Origin of the sequence: Microbacterium sp. Y-01, from assembly GCF_003856715.1 — a bacterium.
Classification (GTDB): Bacteria; Actinomycetota; Actinomycetes; order Actinomycetales; family Microbacteriaceae; genus Microbacterium; species Microbacterium algeriense.
Genome location: NZ_CP024170.1, coordinates 1,008,795 through 1,035,167, shown reverse-complemented (window position 1 = coordinate 1,035,167; position 26,373 = coordinate 1,008,795). Strand labels below are relative to the sequence as shown.

The 26,373-nt window shown below is 70.4% G+C and carries 20 protein-coding genes; 13 read left to right on the top strand and 7 right to left on the bottom strand.

Features of this window, described 5'->3' with window-relative positions:
- Positions 1-227: 227 nt before the first annotated feature.
- Genes CSX12_RS04820 through CSX12_RS04805 form a run of 4 tightly spaced genes read left to right on the top strand, consistent with a single transcriptional unit; the run spans position 228 to position 4,567 of the window.
- Positions 228-2,384: a sigma-70 family RNA polymerase sigma factor gene (locus CSX12_RS04820; protein WP_164479536.1), complete on the top strand. Its 2,157-nt coding sequence runs from the start codon at positions 228-230 to the stop codon at positions 2,382-2,384.
- Positions 2,385-2,393: 9 nt separating this feature from the next.
- Entirely contained in the window at positions 2,394-2,765 is a 372-nt protein-coding gene (locus CSX12_RS04815) for a YrdB family protein (protein WP_124895022.1), read from the top strand.
- Positions 2,766-2,799: 34 nt separating this feature from the next.
- Positions 2,800-4,167, top strand: a complete 1,368-nt coding sequence (locus tag CSX12_RS04810) for an FAD-linked oxidase C-terminal domain-containing protein (RefSeq protein WP_040568805.1) — start codon at positions 2,800-2,802, stop codon at positions 4,165-4,167.
- Complete coding sequence (locus tag CSX12_RS04805) at positions 4,160-4,567, top strand: NUDIX domain-containing protein (RefSeq protein WP_017204096.1); 408 nt, start codon at positions 4,160-4,162, stop codon at positions 4,565-4,567. The genes CSX12_RS04810 and CSX12_RS04805 overlap by 8 nt, the downstream gene beginning before the upstream one ends.
- A gap of 17 nt (positions 4,568-4,584) precedes the next feature.
- On the opposite strand, the gene nagB is transcribed toward CSX12_RS04805, so the two are convergent.
- From nagB to CSX12_RS04780, 5 genes are all read right to left on the bottom strand, one after another.
- A complete protein-coding gene (gene nagB / locus CSX12_RS04800) occupies positions 4,585-5,364 on the bottom strand; it encodes a glucosamine-6-phosphate deaminase (RefSeq protein WP_017204095.1) in 780 nt (259 codons plus the stop codon).
- Entirely contained in the window at positions 5,357-6,307 is a 951-nt protein-coding gene (locus CSX12_RS04795; RefSeq protein ID WP_017204094.1) for an ROK family protein, read from the bottom strand. The genes nagB and CSX12_RS04795 overlap by 8 nt, the downstream gene beginning before the upstream one ends.
- A gap of 58 nt (positions 6,308-6,365) precedes the next feature.
- A complete protein-coding gene (locus CSX12_RS04790; RefSeq protein WP_017204093.1) occupies positions 6,366-7,553 on the bottom strand; it encodes an ROK family transcriptional regulator in 1,188 nt (395 codons plus the stop codon).
- Positions 7,554-7,632: 79 nt separating this feature from the next.
- The gene (locus CSX12_RS04785; RefSeq protein WP_124895021.1) at positions 7,633-10,896 is read right to left on the bottom strand and encodes a family 20 glycosylhydrolase; all 3,264 of its coding nucleotides are present in this window, start codon (positions 10,894-10,896) and stop codon (positions 7,633-7,635) included.
- Positions 10,887-12,104 (bottom strand): alanine racemase, encoded by a 1,218-nt coding sequence (locus CSX12_RS04780; protein ID WP_241160564.1) that lies wholly within the window; start codon positions 12,102-12,104, stop codon positions 10,887-10,889. Before CSX12_RS04780 ends, CSX12_RS04785 begins: the two co-directional genes overlap by 10 nt.
- Before the next feature lie 25 nt (positions 12,105-12,129).
- Between CSX12_RS04780 and CSX12_RS04775 the strand changes: the two genes are divergently transcribed.
- Entirely contained in the window at positions 12,130-12,534 is a 405-nt protein-coding gene (locus CSX12_RS04775; RefSeq protein WP_017204090.1) for a RidA family protein, read from the top strand.
- A gap of 107 nt (positions 12,535-12,641) precedes the next feature.
- The gene (locus tag CSX12_RS04770; protein WP_241160563.1) at positions 12,642-14,132 is read left to right on the top strand and encodes a L,D-transpeptidase; all 1,491 of its coding nucleotides are present in this window, start codon (positions 12,642-12,644) and stop codon (positions 14,130-14,132) included.
- A 227-nt stretch (positions 14,133-14,359) separates the two neighbouring features.
- On the opposite strand, the gene CSX12_RS04765 is transcribed toward CSX12_RS04770, so the two are convergent.
- On the bottom strand, positions 14,360-16,579 hold the full coding sequence (locus CSX12_RS04765) for an NADP-dependent isocitrate dehydrogenase (RefSeq protein ID WP_124895019.1): 2,220 nt from the start codon (positions 16,577-16,579) through the stop codon (positions 14,360-14,362).
- A gap of 175 nt (positions 16,580-16,754) precedes the next feature.
- Between CSX12_RS04765 and CSX12_RS04760 the strand changes: the two genes are divergently transcribed.
- The 7 genes from CSX12_RS04760 (at position 16,755) to CSX12_RS04730 (ending at position 25,440) form a co-directional block, all read left to right on the top strand.
- Positions 16,755-17,213: a GNAT family N-acetyltransferase gene (locus CSX12_RS04760; RefSeq protein ID WP_017204087.1), complete on the top strand. Its 459-nt coding sequence runs from the start codon at positions 16,755-16,757 to the stop codon at positions 17,211-17,213.
- A 208-nt stretch (positions 17,214-17,421) separates the two neighbouring features.
- Complete coding sequence (locus tag CSX12_RS04755) at positions 17,422-18,429, top strand: LacI family DNA-binding transcriptional regulator (RefSeq protein WP_124895018.1); 1,008 nt, start codon at positions 17,422-17,424, stop codon at positions 18,427-18,429.
- A gap of 125 nt (positions 18,430-18,554) precedes the next feature.
- A complete protein-coding gene (locus CSX12_RS04750) occupies positions 18,555-19,862 on the top strand; it encodes an extracellular solute-binding protein (protein ID WP_124895017.1) in 1,308 nt (435 codons plus the stop codon).
- A gap of 55 nt (positions 19,863-19,917) precedes the next feature.
- Positions 19,918-20,883, top strand: a complete 966-nt coding sequence (locus CSX12_RS04745) for a sugar ABC transporter permease (protein WP_017204084.1) — start codon at positions 19,918-19,920, stop codon at positions 20,881-20,883.
- Positions 20,883-21,770, top strand: coding sequence for a carbohydrate ABC transporter permease (locus CSX12_RS04740; protein ID WP_124895016.1), 888 nt, complete (start codon positions 20,883-20,885; stop codon positions 21,768-21,770). Before CSX12_RS04745 ends, CSX12_RS04740 begins: the two co-directional genes overlap by 1 nt.
- Positions 21,770-24,004: an alpha-xylosidase gene (yicI, locus tag CSX12_RS04735; protein ID WP_124895015.1), complete on the top strand. Its 2,235-nt coding sequence runs from the start codon at positions 21,770-21,772 to the stop codon at positions 24,002-24,004. Before CSX12_RS04740 ends, yicI begins: the two co-directional genes overlap by 1 nt.
- Positions 24,001-25,440 carry a GH1 family beta-glucosidase gene (locus tag CSX12_RS04730; protein WP_124895014.1) on the top strand — a complete coding sequence of 480 codons (1,440 nt, stop codon included), beginning with the start codon at positions 24,001-24,003 and terminating at the stop codon, positions 25,438-25,440. Before yicI ends, CSX12_RS04730 begins: the two co-directional genes overlap by 4 nt.
- Before the next feature lie 21 nt (positions 25,441-25,461).
- Here CSX12_RS04730 and CSX12_RS04725 read toward each other — a convergent pair whose 3' ends face one another.
- Positions 25,462-26,274, bottom strand: coding sequence for a hypothetical protein (locus CSX12_RS04725; RefSeq protein ID WP_124895013.1), 813 nt, complete (start codon positions 26,272-26,274; stop codon positions 25,462-25,464).
- Positions 26,275-26,373 lie beyond the last annotated feature (99 nt).

The following is a 26,373-nucleotide window of genomic DNA, read 5'->3' as shown; positions in this document are numbered from 1 at the left end:
CGAGCCGGTTTCATTACGCGACTTCGCGAAAAAACCTCCCCGACTCGCTCGCCCCGCGACCGACGCGGACGGCGGGACGAGTGTTCCCGAGGATCGACTCGGAATCCCGACGAGGGCTGGCTTCCCTGGGAGATTCGCGAGAGAATGGAGAAGTCGCGTGATGAGAGGCGCTCTCACGCGTCTCTTCCCGCGGAGGCGTATGCGCGCCCTGCGACAGATGGATGATTGTGCACGAAGAGAACACGAGTCACGACGAGATCGTCGGCGATGCCGACCTGATCCTCCGCACCCGCTCGGGTGACACGGAGGCATTCGGGGAACTCTGGCGACGCCACTACCCGTCCGGCCTGTCCGTCGCTCGCTCGATCACCTCCTCCATCGACCCCGACGACCTCGTGCAGGAGGCGTACACCCGCATCTACCAGGCGATCGTCAAGGGCGGCGGGCCGAACGGCTCCTTCCGCGCGTACCTGTTCACGAGCATCAGGAACACGGCGGCCGGATGGGGACGCGCGCGCCGCGAGACCGCGATCGACGAGCTCGACGCCGTCGCCGACCCCGAGACCACCGATCAGGCAGCCAACGAGGCGCTCGACCGCAGTCTGACCGCCCAGGCGTTCCGCAGCCTCCCGTCCCGCTGGCAGGAGGTCCTCTGGTACACCGAGATCGAGCAGATGAAACCGCAGGAGGTCGGTCCGCTCCTCGGGATGAAGGCCGGCGCCGTCTCGCAGCTCGCCTTCCGCGCCCGGGAGGGCCTGCGCGAAGCCTGGATCCAGGCGCATCTGCGCAGCGCGGCCGAGGGCTCCGACTGCCAGTGGACCATCGAGCACCTGGGCGCGTACTCCCGCGGCAACCTGGGGACGCGCGACCACCGGCGCCTCGAGCTGCACCTGGATGAGTGCGCCCGGTGCATGATCGTCGCCGCCGAAGCCAAGGACGTCTCCAAGCGCCTCGCGCTCGTGCTCCTCCCGCTCGTCCTCGGCGTCACGGGCGCCTCCGGCTATCTGGCCACCCTGCAGGGCGCCGGCACGCCGATCGTCGCGCTGGCCGCGATGCCCTCCGGCATCACCGGCGCCGTCTTCGCGGGCGACCCCGCCTCCGGTTCGGCCGTCACCGGCATCGCGGGAGGCGGCGCCTCCGGCGCGGGCGGATCGGCAGGAGGAGCCTCCGGCACGTCGGCCGGCGCGGGCTCGACCGGCGGCGCGTTCACCGGCATCGGCGCGCTGGTGGGTGCCGGATCCGCGGCTCTCGTGGTCGCCGGGGTCGTCGCCGCCGCGACGATCGTTCCCGGGCTCACCGGAAACGACCCCGAGACGTCCCTTCCCAGCGCGGGAGACAAGGATCCGTCCTCGATCGCGGCGGACGTGGGACCCGACGAGAAGATGAGTCTCGACGAGCCCGTCGTCATCGAGACGTCCGACGAAGAGGTACCCGCGCCGCCCGCGGAGGAGCCCGCCGTGCCGCCGGTGGTCGAGCAGACCGGGCCCGACGTCGCGCCCGCCCCTGTCGTGGTTCCGCCGACGCTGCCCGTCATCCCGGCAGAGCCTTCAGACCCCGCGACCCCCGTCGAACCGGAACCTCCTGTCGACCCGGAGACCCCGGTCGACCCGGAGACCCCGGTCGACCCCGAGACTCCCGTCGACCCCGAGATCCCCGTCGACCCGGAGATCCCCGTCGACCCCGAGATCCCCGTCGACCCGGTGACGCCGCCGGTCTGGGCGCCGGCCAGCGTCGCGATCTCGGAAGACGAGCTCGGCATCATCCACATCCTCTACCGGGTCCCCGTCACCGGGGCCCCGGGGACGACGATCGAGGCGCTGCTCAACGGCAGCCCGCTCGGCGGCGGCACCGTCGTGCTCGACGACACCGGAGCAGGCACGATCACGCTCACGCCCGACATCGTGCAGTATCTGCTCGCGCCGCTCACCAACGTCACCTTCCGGTATGTGCTCGCGTCGGGCGTCGGCCCTTCGACCGAGACGAGCCTCTTCTCCCTCGGTTACCTCGGCGCCCCCGTCGAGGAGGCTCCGGTCGAGGAGGCTGCGGTCGAAGAGGCTCCCGTCGAGGAGGCTCCCGTCGAGGAGGCTCCCGTCGAGGAGGCTCCCGTCGAAGAGGCTCCCGTCGAAGAGGCTCCCGTCGAGGAGGCTCCCGTCGAGGAGGCTCCCGTCGACGAAGCGCCCGTCCAGCAACCCGCTCCCGTTCTGGAGAACGCCCCCGTCGAGGCCACCCCCGCCCAGGAAGCTCCCGTGGAGGCCTCCGTCCAGGAGGCTCCCGTCGAGGAGGCTGCCGTCGAAACCGCAGCCGCCGCGCCGGAAGCCGCGGTCGCCGGTGCGGAGAGCGCGACGGTCGATGCCTCGGCAGAGGGCTCCCCGGTCGCCGAATAGACTGGATCCATGTCCTCGGATCCCGCACCCGTCCCCGGCGTCGAACGCCCGGCTCTGTCCGCGCTCGACATCGTCCGCGCCGTCGTCCTGGTCGTCGCCGTGGCCTCGCTCGCGCTCTGGGGCTTCGCCGCGTGGGCGTTCCCGTGGAACATCGTCGTCGGGATCGGAGCCCCGGTCCTCGTCCTTCTGGTCTGGGCGCTGTTCCTGTCTCCCCGTCCCGTCCTGCGCGTGCACCCGTTCCTCCGTGCTGCGGTCGAGCTCCTGATCTACGTGGGCGTGACGATCGCCTGGTGGTCGATGGGTCAGGCGCTGATCGGCACGGCCTTCGCTCTCGTGGCCGTCGTCGCCGGCGTGCTCAGCGGCCGACGCGCCCTGTCCTGACCCTGGGCCCCGCCCCTGCCGCCGTGAGCGTCCGATCGTGACCCCCCTCGCCCTGCTGCAGGAATCGCTCGGCGCGCTCGTTGACACGCGTGAGGCGTCGCTCGAAGAGGCCAGAGCCGACCGCTCCGGCCACTCCGCGCCCGGCCGCCCCCTCGCCGTCGTGCACGCCGAACGGGTGGAGCACGTCCAGGAGACGCTGCGCATCGCTACCGCGACCAGAACCCCCGTCGTCGTCCGCGGGGCCGGCACCGGGCTCGCCGGGGCCGCGAACGCCGGGACCGGCGAGATCGTGCTCTCCACGCGGCGCATGACCGCGATCCGCGAGGTGCGGCCGGACGATCTGCTGGCCGTCGTGGAACCTGGCATCCTGAACGCCGAACTCAACGCCGCCCTCGCCGCGCACGGACTGTGGTGGCCGCCCGACCCCGCGAGCCGCGACATCTCCACCGTCGGCGGCAACATCGCCACCGGGGCAGGAGGCCTGCTCTGCGCCAAGTACGGCGTCGTGCGCGAGGCGGTGCTCGGCGTCGACCTCGTGCTCGCCGACGGCCGTCTCCTGCACCTCGGACACCGCAGCGTGAAGGGCGTGACCGGACTCGATCTGACCTCGCTGGTCATCGGCTCCGAGGGGACTCTGGGCGTGGTGGTCGGGGCGACCCTCAAGCTTCGGAGACTCGTGCCGGGCGAGACCTGCACGGTCACGGCCACTTTCCCCGGCGTGCGCAGCGCGGCTGCGGCCTCCGCCGCTGTGACCGCCGCGGGCGTGCAGCCGGCGATCATGGAGCTGATGGACGCCGCGAGCCTGACCGCCGTGCACGCCCTCCTCGCGCTGCCGGCCCCGACACCGGGTGCCGCGCAGCTCACCATCCAGACCGACGGCCCTGCCGCGGGTGTCGAAGCGGAGACGATCGCCGGGATCCTGCGCGCGCACGACGGCGTCACGATCGTGTCCCGCGATCGTGACGAGGGCGAGCGCCTCCTCGCGGTCCGGCGTTCGATGCACGCCGCGATGGCCGCACTGGGCACGACGCTGATCGAGGACGTCTCCGTCCCTCGCAGCGCCATGCCCGCGATGTTCGACGAGATCGCCCGCATCGAGCGCGAATACGGACTCACGATCCCCACGGTCGCCCATGCCGGAGACGGCAACCTGCACCCGAACTTCATCTTCGACGGGCCGGAGACGCCGCCGAACGTGTGGGCCGCGGCGGATGAGCTCTTCCGTGCCGCCATCGCTCTCGGCGGCACCCTCACCGGCGAGCACGGCATCGGGGTCCTCAAGCGCCGCTGGCTCGCGGCAGAGCTGGGCGACGACCAGTGGGAGCTCCAGCGCCGGATCGCGGCGGTGTTCGACCCGCTCGGCATCCTCAACCCCGGAAAGGTGTTCGATCCCGATGCCTGACATCCATGTGAGCGCGGCCGTGATCGTCGATGCCGCCCAGCGCGTTCTGGTGGTCCGCAAGGAGGGGACGACCCGTTTCATGCAGCCCGGCGGCAAGCCGGAGCCCGGGGAGTCCGCCGCGCAGACACTGATCCGCGAACTCGAGGAGGAGCTCGGCCTGGTCCTCCGCGAGGGCGACCTGCGCCCTCTGGGCACCTTCGTCTCGGCCGCAGCCAATGAGCCCGGTCACCGTGTGGTCGCCGAGGCGTTCGCGACCACGATCGATCCCGACGCCGTCACCGTGCAGGCGGAACTCGCCGAACTGCGCTGGATCACCCCGGCCGACGTCGCGACGCTGCCTCTCGCCCCGCTGAGCGTGGAGCACCTGCTCCCGATCGCGTGGCCCGCCCTCGCGGGCTGAGTGCGTTTCCTCGCCGTCTAGATGCCCTGCCAGTCCGGCTTGTTGGCGAACGTGTAGCGGTAGTAGTCGGCGAGGCGGAGTCGCGAGGCTGCGGCCTCATCCACGACCACCGTGGCGTGCGGGTGAAGCTGGATCGCGGAGCCGGGGAGCAGCGCCGAGAGCGGGCCTTCCACCGCGCCGGCGACGGCTTCGGCCTTGCCCTCGCCGAACGCGAGCAGCACGAGGTGACGCGCCTTCAGGATCGTGCCGAGCCCCTGCGTGATGCAGTGCATCGGCACATCGTCGATCGAGTCGAAGAAGCGCGCGTTGTCCTCACGGGTCTGCTCCGTGAGCGTCTTCACCCGGGTGCGGGAGGCGAAGGACGACCCGGGCTCGTTGAAGCCGATGTGTCCGTCCGTGCCGATGCCGAGGATCTGCAGGTCGACGCCGCCCGCTGCCTCGATGGCAGCCTCGTAGTCCTCGCCCGCGTGCTGGATCGTCGCCTGCGCTCCGTTGGGGACGTGGATGCGCTGCGGGTCGAGGCCGAGCGGCTCGACGACCTCGCGCGTGATGACCGACCGGTAGCTCTCGGGGTGGTGAGGATCGATGCCGACGTATTCGTCGAGCGCGAAGCCGCGCACCTGCGAGACGTCGCGACCGGCGAGCTCGGAGCGCAGCGCCTGGTAGACCGGCAGCGGGGTCGAGCCGGTGGCGAGTCCGAGGACGGTGTCTGGACGGCGCTCGATCAGCTGCACGATCTCACGGGCGACCAGCGCGCCGGCGGCCTCGGCATTCTCGACGATGACGACCTCAGCCATGCGGGACGATCTCCTTCTCGGTGATGGATGCGCCGACGAGTGCGGCGCCGAAAGCGGCCGCGGGAGATCCCGCGGGAAGCAGTTCGATTCTCTCATCCAGGCGGAGCGACCGCATGAACGGCGATGCCTCCGCGCCGGCGTGCAGGGCGGCCCTGATGCCGCTCTCCAGACGGTCGCCGAGCGCTGTCAGTCCGCCCCCGATGACCACGGTCTCGACGTCGGCCGACAGCACGAGCACCCGCACCGCGGCTGCGGCGCCGTGGAACAGGTCGTCGCGGAGTCCGGCGGCCTGCGGGTCCCCCGCGTCGGCCGCGTCGAAGATGTCCCTGATCGGCAGGGCACCCGGGCGTCCCCAGGCCTTCGCCAGGGCACCGCCGCCGCAGAACGTCTCGACGCATCCGCGCTGCCCGCAGCCGCAGAGCCGTCCGCGCGGGTCGACGGAGAGGTGTCCGACCTCACCCGCGGTCCCCCGCGCACCGCGCCAGATGCGTCCGTCGATCACGATGCCCGCTGCGACACCCGTCCCGAGGTTCAGATAGGCCATCGAGCCGGCGACACCGCTCAGCGCGGCGGCGCCGAGAGCGGCCGCCTTCACGTCGTTCTCCACCCGGAACGGGACGCCGAGCGTCTGCTCCGCGCGCGTCGCGAGATCGAGGGACTGGACGCCGAGATTGACGGCGTGATCCACCCGACCGGCGTCCACGTCGACGAGACCGGGGATGCCGATGCCGACCGAGCCCACGTCGGCGAGGGCGAATCCGCTCTCCTCCGCGAGGGCGGTCACCGCCGAGGCGATGCTCTCGACCACGGCGTCGTCGCCCCAACCGGTCGCCCGGCGGAGGCGTCCGCGGATGTCGCCGGACGCGTCGACGGCCACGGCGTCGATCTTGGTGCCGCCGACGTCCAGGCCCACGCGAAGACGCCGACCGGAGGGGTCGGCCATTCCTGCATCCGTCATCGGATGCCGTTCCCCACCGTGGCGGCGGGGGCGATGACGCGCGTCACGACACACCCAGCTGCCCGGAGAGCACCATGACGGCGGCGCCGCGCAGCACGATGTCCTCCTGATGCGTCCGACGCACGCTGACGTCTTCGAAGACTCCCTCGAGCGTGCGTGCGTGGAGGGTCTCGATCGCGGCGTCGATGAGGATGCCGTCGAGCAGGTCGGCCGGACCCGACAGCACGACCTCGGACAGGTCGAGGGCCGCCACGATCGGAGCGACGGCGATCGCCATGCGGGTGCCGGCGTCCCGGAGGATCTCGTCGCGCGCCTCGGGCTCCGCGGCCAGCGCCGTGCGCAGACGGCTGACGCTGAGCCAGGCCTCCAGGCACCCGTCCTTGCCGCAGGCGCAGCGCGGTCCGCCGTCGGTTCCGACCACGACGTGGCCGATCTCGCCCGCGGCGAAGCGACTGCCCAGCAGCGGCTGGCTGCCGGTGATGAGTCCGGCTCCCACGCCGCGGCCGATCTTGATCAGCATGAAGTCGGCCTTGGCCTCGCCGAAGGTGTATTCGGCGAGCACCGCGGCGTTGGCGTCGTTGCGCGCGAGCACCGGCAGGTCCAGATCCACACCGAGCTTCGCCTCCAGCGGGAAGTTCGTCCATCCGAGGTTGGGCGAGCTGAGCACGACGCCGTCAGGCCGGACGACGCCGGGGGTGCCGATCCCGACTCCCAGCAGGGGCTGCGTGGATGCCTCGACCAGGCTCTGCGCCAGCTCCCGCAGCGCCGCGTAGGCGGCCTCGCCGTCCGGGGATTCCGGACGAGCCACCTCGCGCCGCTCGAGGACGTCTCCGTCCAGGCTCAGCACAGCGCCCGTGAAGGCGTTGGGACCGGAGAGGTCGAGGCCGACGATCTGATGCCCGAAGCGGTCGATGTCGATGAGGATCGGGGGCTTTCCAGGGCCGACGGCTTCGCGGACGCCCATCTCGATCACGATGCCGTCGGCGATGAACTCGGCGACGAGATCCGAGATCGTCACCCGCGTCAGACCGGTCTCGCGGGAGAGGTCCGCGCGACTCATCGCTCCGGCGTGGTACAGCGTCTGCAGCACCAGCGCGCGGTTGTGTCCGCGGGCGTGCTCTGGCAGGACCTTGGATCGCGAGCGCAGGTGGCGCCCTGGGCCGAAGGCGTGCGCGTTCGCACCGACGTACTCCGACGTCGATGTGGGACGCTGATCATCCGAAACGGACATGTTTGTTAGTAGACCTTACGAACAAAATTTGCGCAACCTCAGCTCGCGCACGCGCGAGGAGGGTTACCGAAACGTTACATTACTTTCGATCGCCGCCGTCGACGGTCGTCGAGCGTGCGATGAGTCGCGCCACCAGGCCCGCCACGATCGTCTCCCGCGCCTCGACCGTGAGCGGCTTCCCCGGCACCCCAGGACGGCGCTGATCGGGTGCAGGCCCGTCCAAGGGACGATACCGCACCCCTGCCGCGTCGAGGCGGCGCAGGTGCGTCGGCAGCCGCCGCGCGAAGTCCGGGAAAGGACCCGGCTCACCCCCGTCCCAGAGCCGCTCGGCGATCGCCGCGAGTCGGGGGAACAGCGCGAAGTCGACGCGATCCCTGGTCGGCAGGTGCTCGCTCCACACGTTCGCCTGGCCACCGACCGCTCCGTCCTCGACGCGCAGCGTGTAGGCGCGTTCGATGCTCAGCGGCGGTCCGACCCTGATCGGCTCCTCCTCGGACTCCGACTGCGGGTAGTCGAGGTACACCTCGAGGTCGGGGCACGCGACGACGTCGATGCCGCGGCGCAGAGCCTCGCGCATCGCGACGGGTCCGCGCCAGGCGAGGATCCGCACGCCGTCCGGCACATCCCCTTCGAGGACCTCGTCCCATGCGAGCGCCGTCCGCCCGCGAGCGCGGACGTGCGCGACGAAGTGCGCCGTGAACCACGGCTGCACGTCGTGCGGCGTCGCCAGGCCGAGCACGCGCATCCGCTCGCGCGCCGCGGCGCTCTGCTCCCACTCGGTGACGGGGACCTCATCGCCGCCGATGCCGATCCACTCCGCATCGAAGACGTCGCACAGGGCGTCGATCGCGGCCCGCCCGAAGGCCAGCGAGGCCTCCGTCGGCGCGAGGGTGCGAGGATTCACCCCGAAGCGCTCCCACGCCGAGGACGCCGGCTCACCGACGTCGAGGTTGCCCAGCTCCGGATAGGCGGCCAGCGCCGCCTGGATGTGCCCGGGCAGCTCGACCTCCGGCACGAGCGTCACGAAGCGCTCGCGCGCGTAGGCGACCAGGTCGCGCAGCTCGGCTGTCGTGTAGAAGCCCTCGTGGACGCCCGGCTCGACGGTCGCCAGGGGCCCGTGGCCGAGCTGCGTCGCCTCCCGACGTGCACCGACCTCTGTGAGCCGCGGGTACCCGGGCACCTCGAACCGCCAGCCCTGATCGTCGGTGAGATGCAGGTGCAGGATGTTGAGCTGGTGGTCGGCGAGCAGGTCGATCAGCCGACGCACCTCGTCCGCCGTTCGGAAGTGCCTCGCCACGTCGAGCATCGTCCCGCGCCAGGTGTAGGCGGGTGCGCCTTCCCAGACCCCGGCAGGGATCAGAGCCGTCGACGCATGCGGGTCGCGGAGCTGCCGCAGCACGGTGGCGCCGCGGTACACGCCCACAGGGCTCGCGCCGCGGACCTCGACCCCGGACGACGTCACCGTCACGCGGAAGGCCTCCTCCGCGATGCGGCCCGCGGCCGCCGCGTCGGCCCCGAGCGATTCGTCGACGACGAGACGGATCGGCGGCTGCGACTCGTCATGCCCGTCGCGGCGCAGCCGCATCACCGACGCCGCGAGTTCGGACGGACCGACGACGGGCGTCGAAGGCGACCACGGGAAGCAGGGCGCCGCCGGGTCGATCTGCGCATCGATGCGGGGAACGGTCGCCCGATGCGCGGGCGGCGGCATCCGCAGCGCTCGCCCGGCCGCGCGTCCTGTCGGTCGCCCGTCCGCGACGACGGGAACGCCCCCGACCAGCACCTCCACGATGCCCTCCGGGGCGGCGAACGGGTCATCGAAGGTCGCGCCCGCGGCGACGGTCTCCGGATCGAACAGCACCAGGTCCGCCGTCGCGCCCCGGCGGATGACGCCTCGCGGGGCGTCCCCGCGGTCGAGCCCGAGACGGCGGGCAGGGGTGCCGGCGAGGTGGCGCACGGCCTCCTCCCATGTGAGGATCCCCCGCTCCCGCACGTAGTGGCCGAGGTAGCGCGGGAAGGTGCCGCGGCCGCGGGGGTGCGGTCGCGCTCCGATCAGGATGCCGTCGCTCCCGCCCGCGTGCTGCGGGTGGCGCATGATCGCCTGGACGTTCTGCTCATCCCCGATGTGCATCAGGATCCCGGTGGCCCCCGCGTCCGCGATGACCGTGTCGAGCACCACGTCCACGGCACGCCGCCCGCTCGTCTCGGCGATCTCGGCGACCGTGCGTCCGACGAGGTCGGCGAGCGCGGGATTCGCCGTGCCGGAGATCTGGATCTGGGTCCAGTCGGCCTTCTCGCCGTGGAACCCGTCGCAGCCGATCTCCTCGAGCTCGACGCGCAGGGCCTCTCGCCCGTCCGCATCGAGCGCGGCGACGGCTCGCAGCAGGTCGCCCGTCGCGGCGAGCCGGCTGGGCAGGAGGGCCGACAGCGTCGTGGCGCCCGGCAGGTAGGGATACGTGTCGAGCGTGACGTCGACGCCGTCCGCGATGGCCTCGTCGATCAGCGCCAGGAGCTCATCGGCGCGACCGCGGTTCGGGGCGAAGTTCATCGTGGCGTGCGTGAGATGCACGGGGCATCCGGTGCGCCGACCGATGTCCAGCGCCTCCCGGTAGGCGTCGAGCGCTCCCCCGCCGTAGCTGCGGGTGTGCGGAGCCCAGTAGCCTCCGCGCTCCGCCACGACGCGGCACAGCGCCTCGAGTTCGGCCGTGTCGGCGTACATCCCGGGCGTGTAGGTCAGGCCGCTCGACATCCCGAAGGCGCCGGCATCGAGCGCTCGACCCAGCAGATCCGCCATCTCGGCGAGCTCGTCCGTCGTGGCGGGGCGGTTCTCGTGACCGATGACCATCATCCGCAGGTTGCCCTGCGGCACCAGCACGGCGGCGTTCGCCACGGCAGCCGCGTCGATCGCTGCGAGCAGGTCCTCCATGGTGCGCCACGGCACCTGCGCCGGCATGCCGTTCCATCCCGCGATCTGCGCCGGGATGACGGCCGCAGTGGCATCGTCGAGCGGCGCATAGCCGAGACCGTCCTGACCGAGCACCTCGGTGGTGACGCCCTGCCGGATCTTGGCGTCGTGCGCGGTCCCGCTCAGCACCGCCAGCTCACTGTGCGCGTGCATGTCGATGAAGCCCGGCGCCAGGAACAGGCCCGTCGCGTCGGTCTCGATCGCGCCGTCGGGCAGCTCGAGGTCGTCCCGTGATCCGTGCGGCAGCACCGCGACGATCCGCGCTCCCTCCACGGCGACGTCGCCGACGAACCGCGGCGCCCCTGTGCCGTCCACGATTGTGGCCCCGCGGTACACCCGCACCAGCCCGGCCGTGGCCTTCTCCGCGCTCAGAAGCATGTCGCGACAGCCCCGATCACGCGGGGATCCGCGGCGTCAGGATCGTCGAGGACCGCGACCACCCGCCACTTGTCGAAGGCCGTGCACGGGTGGGACAGGCCGAGGCGCACCACCTCGCCGACACCGACGGTCGCGCCGTCCGCGAGCCTCAGGAACGCGTGCTGATCGTTGAGCGCGGTGATCTCACCCGCGACGGACTGCGGAATGGGCAGGTCGAGATCGAACGGGACATCGCGTCGTCCGGCATCGAGCAGCGCGAGTCCGTCCTCCGGCTGCGACACCACGCGCGCCCAGGCATGCATGCCGGACCGCAGGGGCGCGGTGCCGGTCAGCGGCCCGAAGGGCGACATGCGGGAGTAGAAGCCGTCGTCGTGGATCTGGAAGGCGCCGGACCGAAGCACCACATCCGCGTCCTCGCCGGACGGTGCGAGCACCGCTGCCGCCCGATCGGGGAAGGAGCTGCCGCCGGCACTGAGTACCGGCCGGACACCGTCCGGGTATGCGAGCTTCTCGTGCAGCTCGACGAGGGTCCGCAGGTACGCATCGACCGCGGCGACGGATTCCGCGCTGCGGTCCGGCCCGAAGGGCCCCTCGTAGCCCGCCACGCCGGCGAGACGCAGCCCCGGGGCCGCCGCGATCGCCTGTCCGATGCGCTCGCCCTCCGCCACGGTCCTGGCGCCGGTGCGCCCGTGCGCTCCCCCGAGCTCGACCAGCACGTCCAGCGGGCGGACGGCGTCGCGCGTGGCCTCGGCCAGGATCGCGACGCCGGCGAGCGAGTCCGCCCAGCACAGCACGCGCAGCCCGTCATCCGCAGCGAGCAGCTGCGCGAGTCGGCGCACGGCCGCGGCATCCGTGACCGCGTTGGCGATCAGCACCGTGGCCACACCCGCGTCGACGGCGACCTCGGCCTGCCAGGGGGTCGCGACCGAGATCCCCCACGCCCCCGCGTCGAGCAGTCGCTGCCACAGCGCCGGAGCCATGGTGGTCTTGCCGTGCGGCGCCAGCAGCACGCCCTGCTCCCGCGCCCAGGCGAAGACCGTGTCCTCGTTGTGCGACAGCGCGTCGGCGTGGACGGTGAGCACCGGAGTCACCAGGTCGGAGAGGCGCAGGCCGGCATCGGGGACCTCCGAGAGACGGAGCCCTGCGGCACGCGCCGGGAAGCCCTTCGTCCAGGCGCCGAGAACGGGATCCGGAATTTGTAGAGGCATCTAACAAGGCTACTAGGCTGACAGCATGACCGCGAAGATCCGAGTTTCCACCGACGCCGCCCCCGCACCCGCCCACACCTTCTCGCAGGGGATCCGCAAGGGCCCCTTCGTGCAGGTGTCCGGCCAGGGCCCCGTCGACCCGACGACGAACGAGTACCTGTTCCCCGGGGACGTCGCGGCACAGACCACCCGCACGCTGGAGAACGTGAAGGCGATCGTCGAAGCATCCGGCGCCACCTTCGACGACGTCGTGATGCTCCGCGTCTACCTCACCAAGCGCGAGGACTTCCCGATCATGAACGAGGCGTACGGCGCCTTCGTGACCGCGCACACCACCAGCGGCGTGCTGCCGTCGCGCACCACCGTGTTCACCGGCCTCCCCCGCGAGGAGATGCTGGTCGAGATCGACGGCATCGCCATCGTCGACTGATCCGAAGGGCGCGGGGCGGCACCGTATCACGACCGTTGCCTCCCCGTTACCTGCCATCCCGTACCATTGGACGTCAGGACACGTTTGAGAGCCGGGGGGTGAAGTTCGTGACCGATCTGATTTCCGCGCCGGGCGCAACAGCCGGGGCGCACGGCGACGACTCCGCACCCACTGCGGTGCTCACGCCGTCGGACGCCCGCACAGCGGCAGAGCCGCCCACCACGGGCGAGCAGCCGCTGGCCTGGGCGCCCATCGAACCCGCTCCCAAGAAGCGCCGGCTCGGACTCTGGATCGGCCTCGGTGTCGGTGCCGTCGTTCTGGGTGCCGGCGCCGCGTCCATGATCCTCATCGCGCCCGGCACGACCGTCGCCGGAATCCCGGTGGGGTGGATGACTCCGGGAGCCGCGGCCGAGGCCATCGCCTCGCACGTCGCCGACACCGAGGTCACCCTCACCGGCGCCGGAGACGGCGCGGTGCTCACCGGTGCCGACCTGGGCGCCACCGTCGACGCGGCAGCACTCGCGGACACCGCCTTCGCCGAGCACCCGATGTGGAATCTCGGCGCATGGATGGGCGACCCCGTCTCCGCCGACATCGTCCTCGACCCCGACACGGCATCCGCCGCTCTGCGCGGTGCCGTGCCCGTGAGCTTCGAAGACCCGGTCGACGCGGGCGTCGCCTTCGACGCCGCGAGCGGCACCTATGTCATCACCCCGTCTGAGAACGGCACCGGGATCGACGTCGCCGACCTCACCGGAGCCTTCGTGGATGCGATCGCCGCGGGTCGCACCTCGCTCGAGTACTCGGGCGATCCCGCGCAGGCGACCCCCGCTGTCACCGACGACGACGCCACCGCGACGGCCACCGAGCTGAACTCGATGCTCGGGACGATCGGCTTCTACGTCGGCGAGGAGCGCACCGTTCCCGTCGCCCCCGAGGTCGCCGCCTCCTGGCTGACGGTCGTCGACCAGGACGGCCAGCTGCGCATCGAGGCCGACCCGCAGGCGATCCAGGCCACCGTCGACACGCTCCCCTCCCTCGTGGATCGGGCGCCGGTCAACGCGACCAACATCGTCGACTCCGCCGGGAACGTCCTGCGTGCCGAGCGGGAGGGTGTGGCAGGGCGCACGGTCGGAGACACCTCAGGAGTCGCGGACCAGTTCGCCCAGCAGCTCGCCGCGGGCGACGGCGTCTTCGCGCTGTCGGTGAGCGAGACCCCCTTCGAGAGCGTGAACCTCTTCCGCCGCATCGAGATCAACCTCAGCTCGCAGCGGGCGTACCTGTTCGAGAACAACGAGGTCGTGAAGTCGTGGGCGGTGTCCACCGGCCTTCCGGGCACGCCGACGCCGACCGGCAACTTCAAGGTCTTCGCACACACGTCGATGCAGGACATGGGCTGCTACGAGGGTGCTCCGTACTGCACGGAGGATGTGCCCTGGATCACGTGGTTCGCCCCGAACATCGGCTTCCACGGCACTTACTGGCACAACAACTTCGGCAACCGGATGAGCCACGGCTGCGTCAACCTGCCGATCGACCTCGCCAAGTACGTCTACGACTGGTCGCCCGTCGGCCTCGAGGTCTCCGTCTACAACTGACCCCGGCCCCGTCCCCGTCCCCGTCCCCGGCCCCGGCCCCTGTCGGTGGACGCCGCGCACTCCCGGTCCGTCGACACAACTTCGGAGTCCCGGCGCGACACGCCGAGATCCCGCTGCCGTCGACCGGCGTGTCGGGTCCGATCTCCGAAGTTGTGCCGAGTACGGGGGAACGGGGCAGGGACAGCAGAAGGGGGCGGATGCCGCAGCATCCGCCCCCTTCCTTCGTCTCAGCGCAGGGCGTCGACGATGCCGTTCAGCGTCGTGGACGGGCGCATGACCGCGGCCACGAGCTTCTCGTCCGGACGGTAGTAGCCGCCGATCTCCACCGGGGCGCCCTGCACGGCGTTGAGCTCGGAGACGATGGCCTCCTCGTTCGCGGCGAGCTTCTCGGCGACGGGCGCGAAGGCCGCGGCGAGCTCCGCGTCCTTCGTCTGCTTCGCCAGCTCCTGCGCCCAGTACAGGCCGAGGTAGAAGTGGCTGCCGCGGTTGTCGATCGTGCCGAGCGCACGGCCGGGCGAGCGGTCCTCCTCGAGGAACGTTCCGGTCGCGGCGTCGAGCGTCGCCGCCAGGACGCGGGCCTTCTCGTTGCCCGTGCGGTCGGCGAAGTGCTCGAGCGAAGCCGCCAGCGCGAAGAACTCGCCCAGCGAGTCCCAGCGGAGGTAGTTCTGCTCGACCAGCTGCTGCACGTGCTTCGGGGCGGAGCCGCCGGCACCCGTCTCGAAGAGTCCACCACCGGCGAGCAGCGGCACGATCGAGAGCATCTTGGCGCTCGTGCCGACCTCGAGGATCGGGAACAGGTCGGTGAGGTAGTCGCGCAGCACGTTGCCGGTCACCGAGATGGTGTCGAGGCCGTGGCGCATGCGCGCCAGCGTGTACCGCGTGGCCTCCTCCGGCGCCAGGATCGTGATGGTGAGGCCCTTGGTGTCGAGCGTCGCGAGCCCCTGGTGCACCTTGGCGATGATCTGCGCGTCGTGCGAGCGGTTCGCGTCGAGCCAGAACACGGCCGGCACTCCGGTCGCGCGGGCGCGGGACACCGCGAGCTTCACCCAGTCCATCACGGGGATGTGCTTGGTCTGCGTCGCGCGCCAGATGTCGCCCTTGCCCACGGTGTGCTCGATGAGCACGGTGCCCTCGCTGTCGAGCACCTGGACGATGCCGTCTGCCGCGATCTCGAAGGTCTTGTCGTGGCTGCCGTACTCCTCGGCGGCCTGCGCCATGAGGCCGACGTTCGGCACGGTGCCGATCGTGGCGGGGTCGAGCGGGCCGTTCGCGATCACATCGTCGATCACGGCCTGGTAGACGCTCGCGTAGGACGAGTCGGGGATGACGGCCAGGGTGTCTGCCTCCTCGCCGTCCTTGCCCCACAGCTTGCCGCCGTTGCGGACGAGCGCCGGCATGGAGGCGTCGACGATGACATCGCTCGGAACGTGGAGGTTCGTGATGCCCTTGTCGGAGTTCACGTACGACAGGCGCGGCCCTTCGGCGATGGCCTTGTCGAACGCCGCGGCGATCTCGTCGCCGCCGGTGACGTTCGCCAGGCCCGCGAGGATCGAGCCGAGGCCATCGTTCGCGCTGAGCCCGGCCTCGGCGAGGTGCGTGCCGTACTGGTCGAAGACGTCCTTGAAGAACGCCTTCACCACGTGGCCGAAGATGATCGGGTCGCTGACCTTCATCATGGTGGCCTTGAGGTGCACCGAGTAGAGCACGTCGTCGGTCTTGGCCTCCGCGAGCGTGTCGGCGAGGAACGCGTCGAGCTCCTTCGCGGAGAGGAACGTGGCGTCGATGATCTCCCGCGGGAGGACCTTGAGGCCCTCCTTGAGGACCGTGACGGTGCCGTCCTCGGCCGTGTGCCGGAACGACAGCACGTCGTCGTGGGCCGCGACCCAGGAACGCTCGTTGTGCTTGAAGTCGTCGTGGCCGAGCGTGGCGACGCGGGTCTTCGAGCCCTCGGCGAACGGCTTGTTGCGGTGCGGGTGCTTCTTGGCGTAGTTCTTCACCGCGAGCGGAGCGCGACGGTCGCTGTTGCCTTCGCGCAGGACGGGGTTCACGGCGGAGCCCTTGATGCGGTCGTAGCGGGCGCGCACGTCCTTCTCCTCGAGGGACGTCGGCTCGTCCGGGAAGTCGGGGATGTCGTAGCCCTGAGCCTGAAGCTCGGCGATCGCGCCCTTGAGCTGCGGGATGGATGCCGAGATGTTCGGCAGCTTGATGATGTTCGCCTCGGGGAGCGTGGCGAGCCCGCCGAGCTCGGCGAGCGCGTCGCCGACCTGCTGCTCCGGCGTGAGCTTCTGCGGGAAGGCGGCGAGGATGCGGCCGGCGAGCGAGATGTCGCGGGTCTCGACCTCGATGCCCGCCTGGCCGGTGTAGGCCTGGATGATCGGCAGGAACGAGGCGGTGGCGAGCGCCGGAGCCTCGTCTGTGTGCGTGTAGATGATGGCGTCGTCGGTCACCGGGAGGTTCTCCGTTCACGGGGCGATTTGTCTCGATACCAAGATACCTGAGCGGGCTCCGCCCCCGTGGCCCGACAGCGGCAGCGGCAGCCGTCGGAGCATGTTGCCGAGGCAGCCGAGGTGAAATGTTCGCCGGAAACGTGTCCGGCCACCCCGGAGGGGTTAGCCTGGGGTCATGTCCGAACTGCGCATGGTCGAACTCTCCGCTGCGACGATCGTCGCCGTGAACAACCTGTCGCTCAAGCCCGGACAGGAGCAGTTCCTCGCTCCCGTCTCGTACGGGATCGCGGCCACGGTCATCAACCCTCAGACGTCCTGGCAGCGGGTGATCCTCGACCGCAACGAGGTCGTCGGCTTCGTGAGCGCGAACTTCGACGATGAGGCTCCGGAGGAGCACTTCCGCTCCGTGCTGTGGCGCATCAACGTCGACGCGGACGACCAGGGTCGCGGCATCGGCCGCTTCGCCGTCGAGAACCTCATCGACGAAGCGCGCCACCGCGGCGTCGACCACGTCAACGTGATCTACGAGGCCGGCGAGGACGGCCCGGAGGCCTTCTTCCGTCGCGTCGGCTTCACCCCCGTCGGGGAGACGGCCTACGGCGAGGTCATCGCCGAGATCCGCGTCCCCTCCTGAGACCGGCGGCGGGGTCTCGAATCCCCTCCCCCATCGAGACCTCGTCGCCTTCACCCTCGACGGGGAGCGCTCCCACGACACCCCTGCTATTTGTTGGCGAAAACCACAAAAGCCTTGCGCTCGGCTGTCCGGTCTGTCTACTATCGCTTCAGCAGCGCAAGCGAAGCGCTTCGACGATCACTTCCCGCAGGATGACGATGGAGTCCCGATGACGACGATCCATGAGGTGGCCCGCGCCGCCGGCGTGTCGATCAGCACGGTCTCGTACGCCCTCAGCGGCAAGCGCCCGGTCTCGGAGAAGACCCGGCAGCGCATCGAGGGCGCGGTCAGGGAACTCGGCTACGAGCCCGACGCCGGCGCGCGGATGCTGGCCGGACGACGCACGCACATCTTCGCCCTCACCGAGCCGCTGCGCGCGGACACGCACGCCCCCACGCACATGGCGTTCGTGCTGGCCGCCTCCGTGGCGGCGCGGCGTCAGGGCTACGACATCCTGCTCCTCACCGACGAGCAGGCATCCGAGGGCATGAACCGGGTCGCCGCGAGCAACCTCGTGGACGCGATCCTCGTGCTCGACGTGGCCCCCGACGATGAGCGCGCCGTGATCGCGCGCGCCGTCGGCACGCCGACCGTCTTCATCGGCGTCCCCGACGACCACCAGGGCCTCACCTGCGTCGACCTCGACTTCGAGGCCGCCGGCCGGCTCGCCGTCGGCCGCCTCGCGGATGCCGGGCATCGCCGCATCACGCTGCTCGGTCAGACCGAGGCCGCCTACCGCCGATCGAACTTCCCACGCCGGCTGCTGCGCGGAGCGCAGGACGCCGCCGCCGAGCGCGAGGTCGTCCTCGACCGGGCGGCATCCGGCGCCACCGTCACGGAACCGTCCACGGTGCGGACCGCCATCGCCTCGGCTCTCGACCGCGGCGACCGCGCGTTCGTCGTGCACGCGGCGGACGACGTGCACGAACTGCTGCTCGGGACCCTCGAGGAGCACGGCCTGGTGGTCGGCGAAGACGTCTCCGTCGTCTCCGCCGCCGCCTCGTTCGACACGTCATCGCTGCGAGCGCCTCTGGACACCATCCCCCTGGTGCCGCAGCAGTCCTGCGACCTCGCCGTCGAACTGGCGGTCCGTCGCCTCGACGAGGGAGCCGCGACGCCCGAGATCCACCTCATCCCTCCCGAATACCGCTCCGCCGGCTCCGTCGCCCGGGGCTGACGGCATGCGACGGAGCCACTTCCGCACGAGCAAGGTCGAAACGCTTCGATGATCGCTCCCCACAACTGAATATCCGACCCGACGAAGTGTCCGGCCCTTGGGCCACCGAGAAAGGAGTGCCGACGATGGCACGCAGCAACCGCAGGATGAAGGCGCTGGCCCTGATGGCCGCGATCACGGCGACGGGCATCGCCCTGAGCGGCTGTACAGCCGGCTCGGGCGACGACGGCGGCGACGGTCAGACGCTCAAGCTCTGGCACTACGAGAGTTCCGACAGTGCGATGGGCAAGGCATGGGACGAAGCCATCCGTGTCTTCGAGAAGGAGACCGGAGCGACCGTCGAGTTCGAGGAGAAGTCCTTCGAGCAGATCCAGAAGACCGCGAGCCAGGTGCTCGACACGGACGCCGCCCCCGACCTGATGGAGTTCAACAAGGGAAACGCCACGGCAGGATTCCTCGCGTCGACCGGTCTGATCTCCGACATCTCCGACGCCGTCGAGGAATACGGCTGGGACGACAAGCTCGCCCCGTCCCTGCAAACCACGGCGAAGTACTCCGAGGACGGCGTCATGGGCGGTGACACCTGGTTCGGCGTGCCGAACTACGGGGAGTTCGTCGGCGTCTACTACAACGAAGACGCGTTCGCCGCAGCCGGACTCGAGATCCCGACCACGTACGAGGAGTTCGTCGACGTGCTCGACGCCTTCGTCGCGAAGGGCGTCACGCCGCTGGCCGAAGCCGGCGCCGAGTACCCCCTCGGTCAGCTCTGGTACCAGCTCGCGCTCCTGGAGGGCGATCGCAGCTTCGTCGACGCGTACCAGCTCTACGACGGAGAGGTCGACTGGCAGGGCCCCGAGGTCACGTCCGCCACGGAGACGCTGAAGGATTACGTCGACAAGGGCTACATCGCCTCCGACGTCTCCTCGGTGAAGGCCGAGGACGCGGGTGTCTCGTTCATCAACGGCACATCGCCGATCTTCGTGTCCGGCTCCTGGTGGTTCGGCCGGTTCGTGGCGGAGGCGACCGGGTTCGACTGGAGCATGACCGCCTTCCCCGGCGCCGACCTCTCCCTCGGCTCCTCGGGCAACCTCTGGGTCGTGCCGGAGAACGCCGCGAACAAGGAGCTGGCCTACGAGTTCATCGACATCACGATGCGCCCGGAGATCCAGGCGATCATCGGCAACAACGGCGGCCTGCCCGTCGCCGCCGACACCGCGGACATCACCGATGAGAAGAGCGCCGCGCTCATCGACACGTTCAACGGGGTCCTCGACGCCGACGGCCTGTCGTTCTACCCGGACTGGCCCGCGCCCGGCTTCTACGACGTGATCGTGCAGGAGCTGCAGGGCCTGGTCACCGGTGTGCAGGACGTGGAGACCACCAACGCCAACCTCGGCGAGCAGTACGACGAGGGCACCGCGGAATTCCGTTGATCGATCCGTGGGGGTGCACCGCGTCGGTGCGCCCCCACACCCCCTGGAGATGAACATGTCACTCGCCACCCGCCGCGAGGGCCGCACGAAGCTGCCGCCCGAACAGCCGTCGATCCCGCAGCGCCGCGGAGGGACCGGCGCCTACTGGATGTATCTGCTCCCCGGCTTCGTCCTGCTGCTCGTCATCGTGATCGTCCCGCTCATCTGGAACGTGTACCTCACGTTCACCAAATGGCGGGGCGTGCGCAGCCCCGAGTTCATCGGCCTCGAGAACTGGCAGAAGATCCTCACCGACAGCGACTTCTGGACGTCGTTCACGAACTCGGTGTGGATGATCATCGCGATGGTCGTCGTTCCCACGATCGTCGGTCTCATCGTCGCCGCCCTCCTCTTCGACGTCGTCGGACGCAAGTTCGGCGGCAAGGTCGGCAGCTTCCTGCGTGCCACCTACTACCTCCCGCAGATCCTCCCGATCGCCGTCGCCGGCATCGTCATCGGCTGGATCGTGCGCCCCGGCGGGGACGGGGCACTCAACCAGATCCTCGGCTGGTTCGGCCTGCCCGCCTACGACTGGCTCGGCCAGATGCCTTCCGCGCTCATCGTGCTGATGGTCGTCATGGTCTGGGTGCAGCTCGGCTACCCGGTCGTGGTGTTCATGGCGGCGCTGCAGCGCGTCGACCCCGAGCTCTACGAGGCGGCGGAGCTCGACGGGGCGAACTGGCTCCAGCGCTTCACGGCGATCACCATGAGCATCATCCGGCCGGAGATCTTCGTCGTCACCCTGACCTGCACGATCGCCGCCCTCAAGGTGTTCGGGCCGGTCTACATCATCACGCGCGGTGGTCCCGCCGGCGCCACCCTGGTGCCCGCGTACTACGCGTACCAGGAGTTCTTCACGAAGCGGAACGTCGGCTACGGCGCCACGATCGCCACCGTCCTCACCATCGTCGTGGTGATCGTGTCGATCGTGTTCATCCGCGTCCAGAACTCGCTCGAGCGCAAGGAAAGGGCGGGTCTGTGATGCACGCCACCACCGCCATCGTCACCGGAAAGCCCGCGAAGACGCGTCCGCGCGGCGGCATGACCAAGAAGCGTCGGATCGACTGGCTGCTGCTCGCCCTCGTCATCGTCGGCGCGCTGCTCGTGATCGCGCCCTTCTACCTCGTGCTCGTGAACTCGTTCAAGTCGCCCGTGGACTACGCGACCTCCGGACCGCTCGCGCTCCCCGAGACCCTCGACTTCGGAGGGATCGTGAAGTTCTGGGAGCGGGTGAACTTCCCGGAGAAGGTCTGGAACTCGATCTTCATCTCCGGCATCGTCGCCGTGCTGGCCGTGGTGATCTCGATGCTGAACGCGTTCGCCATCGGCATCGGACGAGTGCGCGGCCGCTCCTGGATCGTCCTGCTGTTCCTGCTGGCGAACCTGCTCCCGCAGGAGGCCCTGCTCTACCCGCTGTACTACATGTTCAAGTCGGTCGGGCTGTACGACAGCGTGTGGTCGGTCATCATCGTGTTCACGGTGATCCAGGCGGCCTTCGGCACCTACCTGCTGTCCTCGGTGTACGGCACGTTCCCGAAGGAGGTGCTGGAGGCGGCGTCCCTCGACGGGGCGAGCCGCTGGCAGATCCTGTGGCGGGTGGTCTTCCCGATCAGCCGACCGACGCTCTCGGTCCTGCTCATCTTCTTCTTCATCTGGACGTGGAACGAGTTCCTCATCCCGCTGACGTTCCTCGCCTCGAACGCGAATCAGACCGTTCCCGTGGCGATCAGCGTGCTGCAGGGCGACCGGCTGATGGATGTCACCACCACGAGCGCCTCGGCCCTGCTGGGCATCATCCCGACGCTCATCTTCTTCCTCATCTTCCAGCGCACCCTCACCCGGGGCATCACGGCAGGAGCAGTCAAGTAATGAAGTTCACCGACGGGTTCTGGCAGCTGCGCCCCGGCGTCACGGCGCTGTACGCGCAGGAGGCCTACGACATCGCCGAGACCGACGCGACCCCGGACGGCCCAGGGCTGGTCATCACCGCCCCCACGATGGTCATCGCCAAACGCGGTGACACCCTCAACCGGCCCGTGCTGACGACCACCCTCTCCTCGCCCGCCGAGGGCGTGATCCGCGTCCGCGTCGCCCATCACACCGGCGGCCGCTGGCACGGCGGCTTCACCCTTCCCGGGGGCGGCCGAGGTACGGCATCGGTCTCCCTGTCGGAGACCGGCGGCGTCCTCGACGCCGGCTCCCTCGTGGCGACGATCGCACCCGGATCGCCGTGGGATCTCTCCTTCGCGGTCGACGGGCGGCGGGTGACCGGCAGCGGACACAAGGCGCAGGGATACATCCGCCTCGCCGCCGATGCGCAGGTCGATCCCGGCATCGTGAGCAACGCGCGCCAGGGCGGCGGCACCCCCGCCGCGGACGCGTTCGTCCACGAGCAGCTCGACCTCGGCGTGGGCGAGCACATCTACGGACTCGGCGAGCGCTTCGGCCCCCTCGTCAAGAACGGTCAGACCGTCGAGGTGTGGAACGCCGACGGCGGGACCTCCAGCGAGCAGGCGTACAAGAACGTGCCGTTCCACCTCTCCAGCCGCGGCTACGGCGTGCTGGTGAACGACCCGGGGCACGTGTCGTACGAGATCGGCTCCGAGGCCGTCGAGCGGGTGCAGTTCTCGGTGTCCGGCGAGGTGCTGGAGTACTTCGTGATCGCCGGGCCGACGCCGAAGGACGTCCTCGGCCGTTACACCGCGCTCACCGGCCGCCCGCCGGTCGTGCCCGCGTGGTCATACGGGCTGTGGCTCTCGACGAGCTTCACGACCGACTACGACGAGGAGACGGTGAACTCGTTCCTCGACGAGATGGCGACGCGGGAGCTCCCCGTCTCGGTCTTCCACTTCGACTGCTTCTGGATGCGCGAGTTCCAGTGGTGCGACTTCGAATGGGATCCGCGGGTCTTCCCGGACCCGGAGGGGATGCTGGACCGCCTGCACGACAAGGACCTGCGGGTCTGCGTCTGGATCAATCCGTACATCGCCCAGCGTTCCCCTCTGTTCCGGGAGGCGGCCGATCAGGGCTTCCTCGTGCGACGCGCCGACGGCTCGGTGTGGCAGTGGGATCTGTGGCAGGCCGGCATGGGACTGGTCGACTTCACGAACCCCGACGCGACGGCCTGGTACCAGTCCCACCTGCGTCGGCTCATCGCACAGGGGGTCGACTGCTTCAAGACCGACTTCGGCGAGCGCATCCCCACTGACGTGGTGTGGGCGGACGGCGCCGACCCGGAGCGCATGCACAACCTCTACGCCGACCTGTACAACCGCGCGGTGCACGAGGTGCTGACCGAGACGCGCGGGGAGGGCGATGCGGTGGTGTTCGCCCGATCCGCGACTGCCGGCGGACAGAGCATGCCCGTGCACTGGGGAGGCGACTCCACCTCGACCTACACGTCGATGGCCGAGACGCTGCGCGGCGGCCTGTCGCTCGCCCTCTCCGGCTTCGCCTTCTGGAGTCACGACATCGGCGGCTTCGAGGGCACGCCCGATGCCGGGGTCTTCAAGCGCTGGACCGCTTTCGGACTGCTCGGGTCGCACTCGCGCTTCCATGGCTCGAGCTCGTACCGGGTGCCGTGGGCGTTCGACGAGGAGGCCGTGGAGGTGACGAGGCAGTTCACGCACCTCAAGATGCGCCTGATGCCGTACCTCTTCCAGCAGGGGCTCGATGCGGCGGCGACCGGCGTTCCCCTGCTGCGGCCGATGGTGCTGGAGTTCCCGGACGACCCCGCGGTCGCGTACCTGGACCGGCAGTACATGCTCGGGTCGTCGCTGCTGGTGGCCCCGGTGTTCACGGAGGACGGCGAGGTCGAGTTCTTCCTCCCGCCCGGGGCCTGGACGTCGCTCCTCACCGGAGAGACGGTCAGCGGGGGCGGATGGCGGCGTGAGCGCCACGGATTCGACTCGCTGCCGCTGTACGTGCGCCCCGGCACCGCCCTGCCCTGGGGAGCGCGCGTCGACCGCCCGGACTACGACTACCATGAGGGACTCCGATTCCGCGTCTTCCCCGGTGGCTCCGGCAGCACCGTCGTGACCGTGACGAACCCGGACGGGCGCGCAGAGGAGCACACCATCGACCTCGAGGAGATCACGGCATGACCACCCTCTTCCCGCCCCGCGACGACTACCGCGGCTCCGGCCTGGTGTTCCCGGAGGACTTCACGTTCGGGTCGGCCACGGCCGCGTACCAGATCGAGGGCGCCGCGGCCGAGGACGGACGCACCCCATCGATCTGGGACACGTTCAGCAGGACGCCGGGGCGGGTGTGGAACGGCGACACCGGCGACGTCGCGTGCGATCACTATCACCGCGTCGACGAGGACCTCGACCTGATGGCCGCGCTCGGGCTGCAGGCCTACCGGTTCTCGATCGCGTGGCCGCGTATCGTCCCCACCGCCACCGGAGAGGTGAACCAGGCGGGGGTGGACTTCTACTCCCGGCTCGTCGACGGGCTCCTCGAGCGTGGCATCCGTCCGGTCGCGACGCTGTATCACTGGGACCTGCCGCAATACCTGGAGGACGCCGGCGGCTGGACCTCCCGAGCCACGACGGATGCGTTCGAGCGATACGCCGAGGTCATGGGCGCGGCGCTGGGTGACCGCGTGCACACCTGGACCACGCTCAACGAGCCCTGGTGCTCCGCGTACCTCGGGTACGGTCAAGGCGGTCACGCGCCAGGCCGCCACGAGCCCGCCTCCGCGCTGTCGGCGGTGCACCACCTCAACCTCGCGCACGGTCGGGCTGTGCAGGCGCTCCGCGCCACCTCGACCGGGGATCCCGACTACTCCGTCACGTTGAACTTCCACGTACTGCGCGGGCAGGGCGACGGGGCGGCCGAGGCCATGCGCCGCATCGACGCCCTCGCCAACCGCGCCTTCACCGGTCCGATGCTGCGCGGGGAGTACCCCGCCGACCTCCTCGAGGACACCGCGTCGGTGTCGGACTGGAGCTTCGTGCGGGAGGGAGACCTCGCCACGATCGCGCAGCCGATCGACGTGCTCGGGGTGAACTACTACTCGACGGCGACCGTGCGCCTGTGGGACGGCGTCTCTCCGAAGCAGGAGAACGACGGCCATAAGGGTGCCACGGGCGGAACCGCCTGGCCGGGCAGCGACCGGCTGGTCGAGTTCGTCGAGCAGCCGGGACCCTACACCGCCATGGGATGGAACATCGCTCCGGAGGGGCTCGAGGAGCTGCTCGTCTCGCTCTCGGAGCAGTTCCCGGAGCAGCCGCTCATGGTGACCGAGAACGGCGCGGCCTTCGACGACGAGGTCGCGCCGGACGGCGCCGTGCACGACCGCGAGCGGACCGACTATCTGCGCAGGCACTTCACCGCCGCCCATCGGGCCCTGGAGCGCGGCGTCGACCTGCGCGGGTATTTCGTGTGGTCGCTGCTCGACAACTTCGAATGGGGATACGGCTACGCCAAGCGCTTCGGCATCGTCCGCGTGGACTTCGACTCGCTCGAGCGCACGGTCAAGGACTCGGGCCACTGGTACCGGGAGCTCATCCGCACCCGCAGCGTCGAGGCGTGAGCGCGCAGCCCCCGACGGAGATCAGGGTCGGTCGTCGGGGTTGCGCGGCTTCCGGCGGTTCGTCCACGACGAGAGTGCCGCGGCCGCCGCTCCCGCCGCGCGGTCGATGGCCTCGGCCGACCGGCTGAGCATCTCCTGCGCGGTGTCCTGCCACGCGGGGGTCGTCGGCACCTCCCCCGCGTGCACCTTCGCCTCGTGCTCTGCGGCCTCGAAGGCGCGCTCCAGCTCGGTCACGGCATCGCGATACGCGGCGAAGTCGGCAGGGGTGATGCGTCCCGTCGCCGCGCGGCGCATGTCCGCAGCATGCCCGGCCGCACGGAAGTACGCCGCCGTCGCCGGTCGCTTCACATCCGTCATGGCGGGGTAGGCGATCTGCAACGAGGGGTCGGTCTCGTAGCGCATCCAGCGTGCGGTCACGGCGTCGTGCGCGGCCTGGAGCCGCTCGACCGGAGAGGGCTCGGAGGCGGACGGGATCGCGGCCCGCGCGGCGTTCAGCCGAACCTGACGCGCTCGCACGTCGGCCGACATCGCCTTGGCGTCGCGCTCCCGCTCCCGCAGGATCCGCCGGGCGGCGGCGACCTGCTCGGCTGTCGCGCGCTGGGCCGCCCGCTCCGCGGTGACGCGAGCCAGGTCGGCGCGGGCGATCTTCAACGCGATCCGACGCTCGGCCAGGGCCCGCTGCGCGTTCCGGAGGTCGTGACGGGCCGCGTCGACCTCGAGGCGTCGGCCGCTCACGGTGCTCCGCCTCCGGAGCCCGAGCGCACCCGCCGTTCCCGCAGCCGCTGCGGTGGGCGCGATCCACCACCACTCCGCGACGAGCAGCAAGGGATCCATGTACCGATGCTACCCACGCCGGAGACGACTTCCGGTCGCGATATGTCAGCCATTCTGAGCCAGATGGCTGACATATCGCGACCGGAAGAAGCTGGCGTC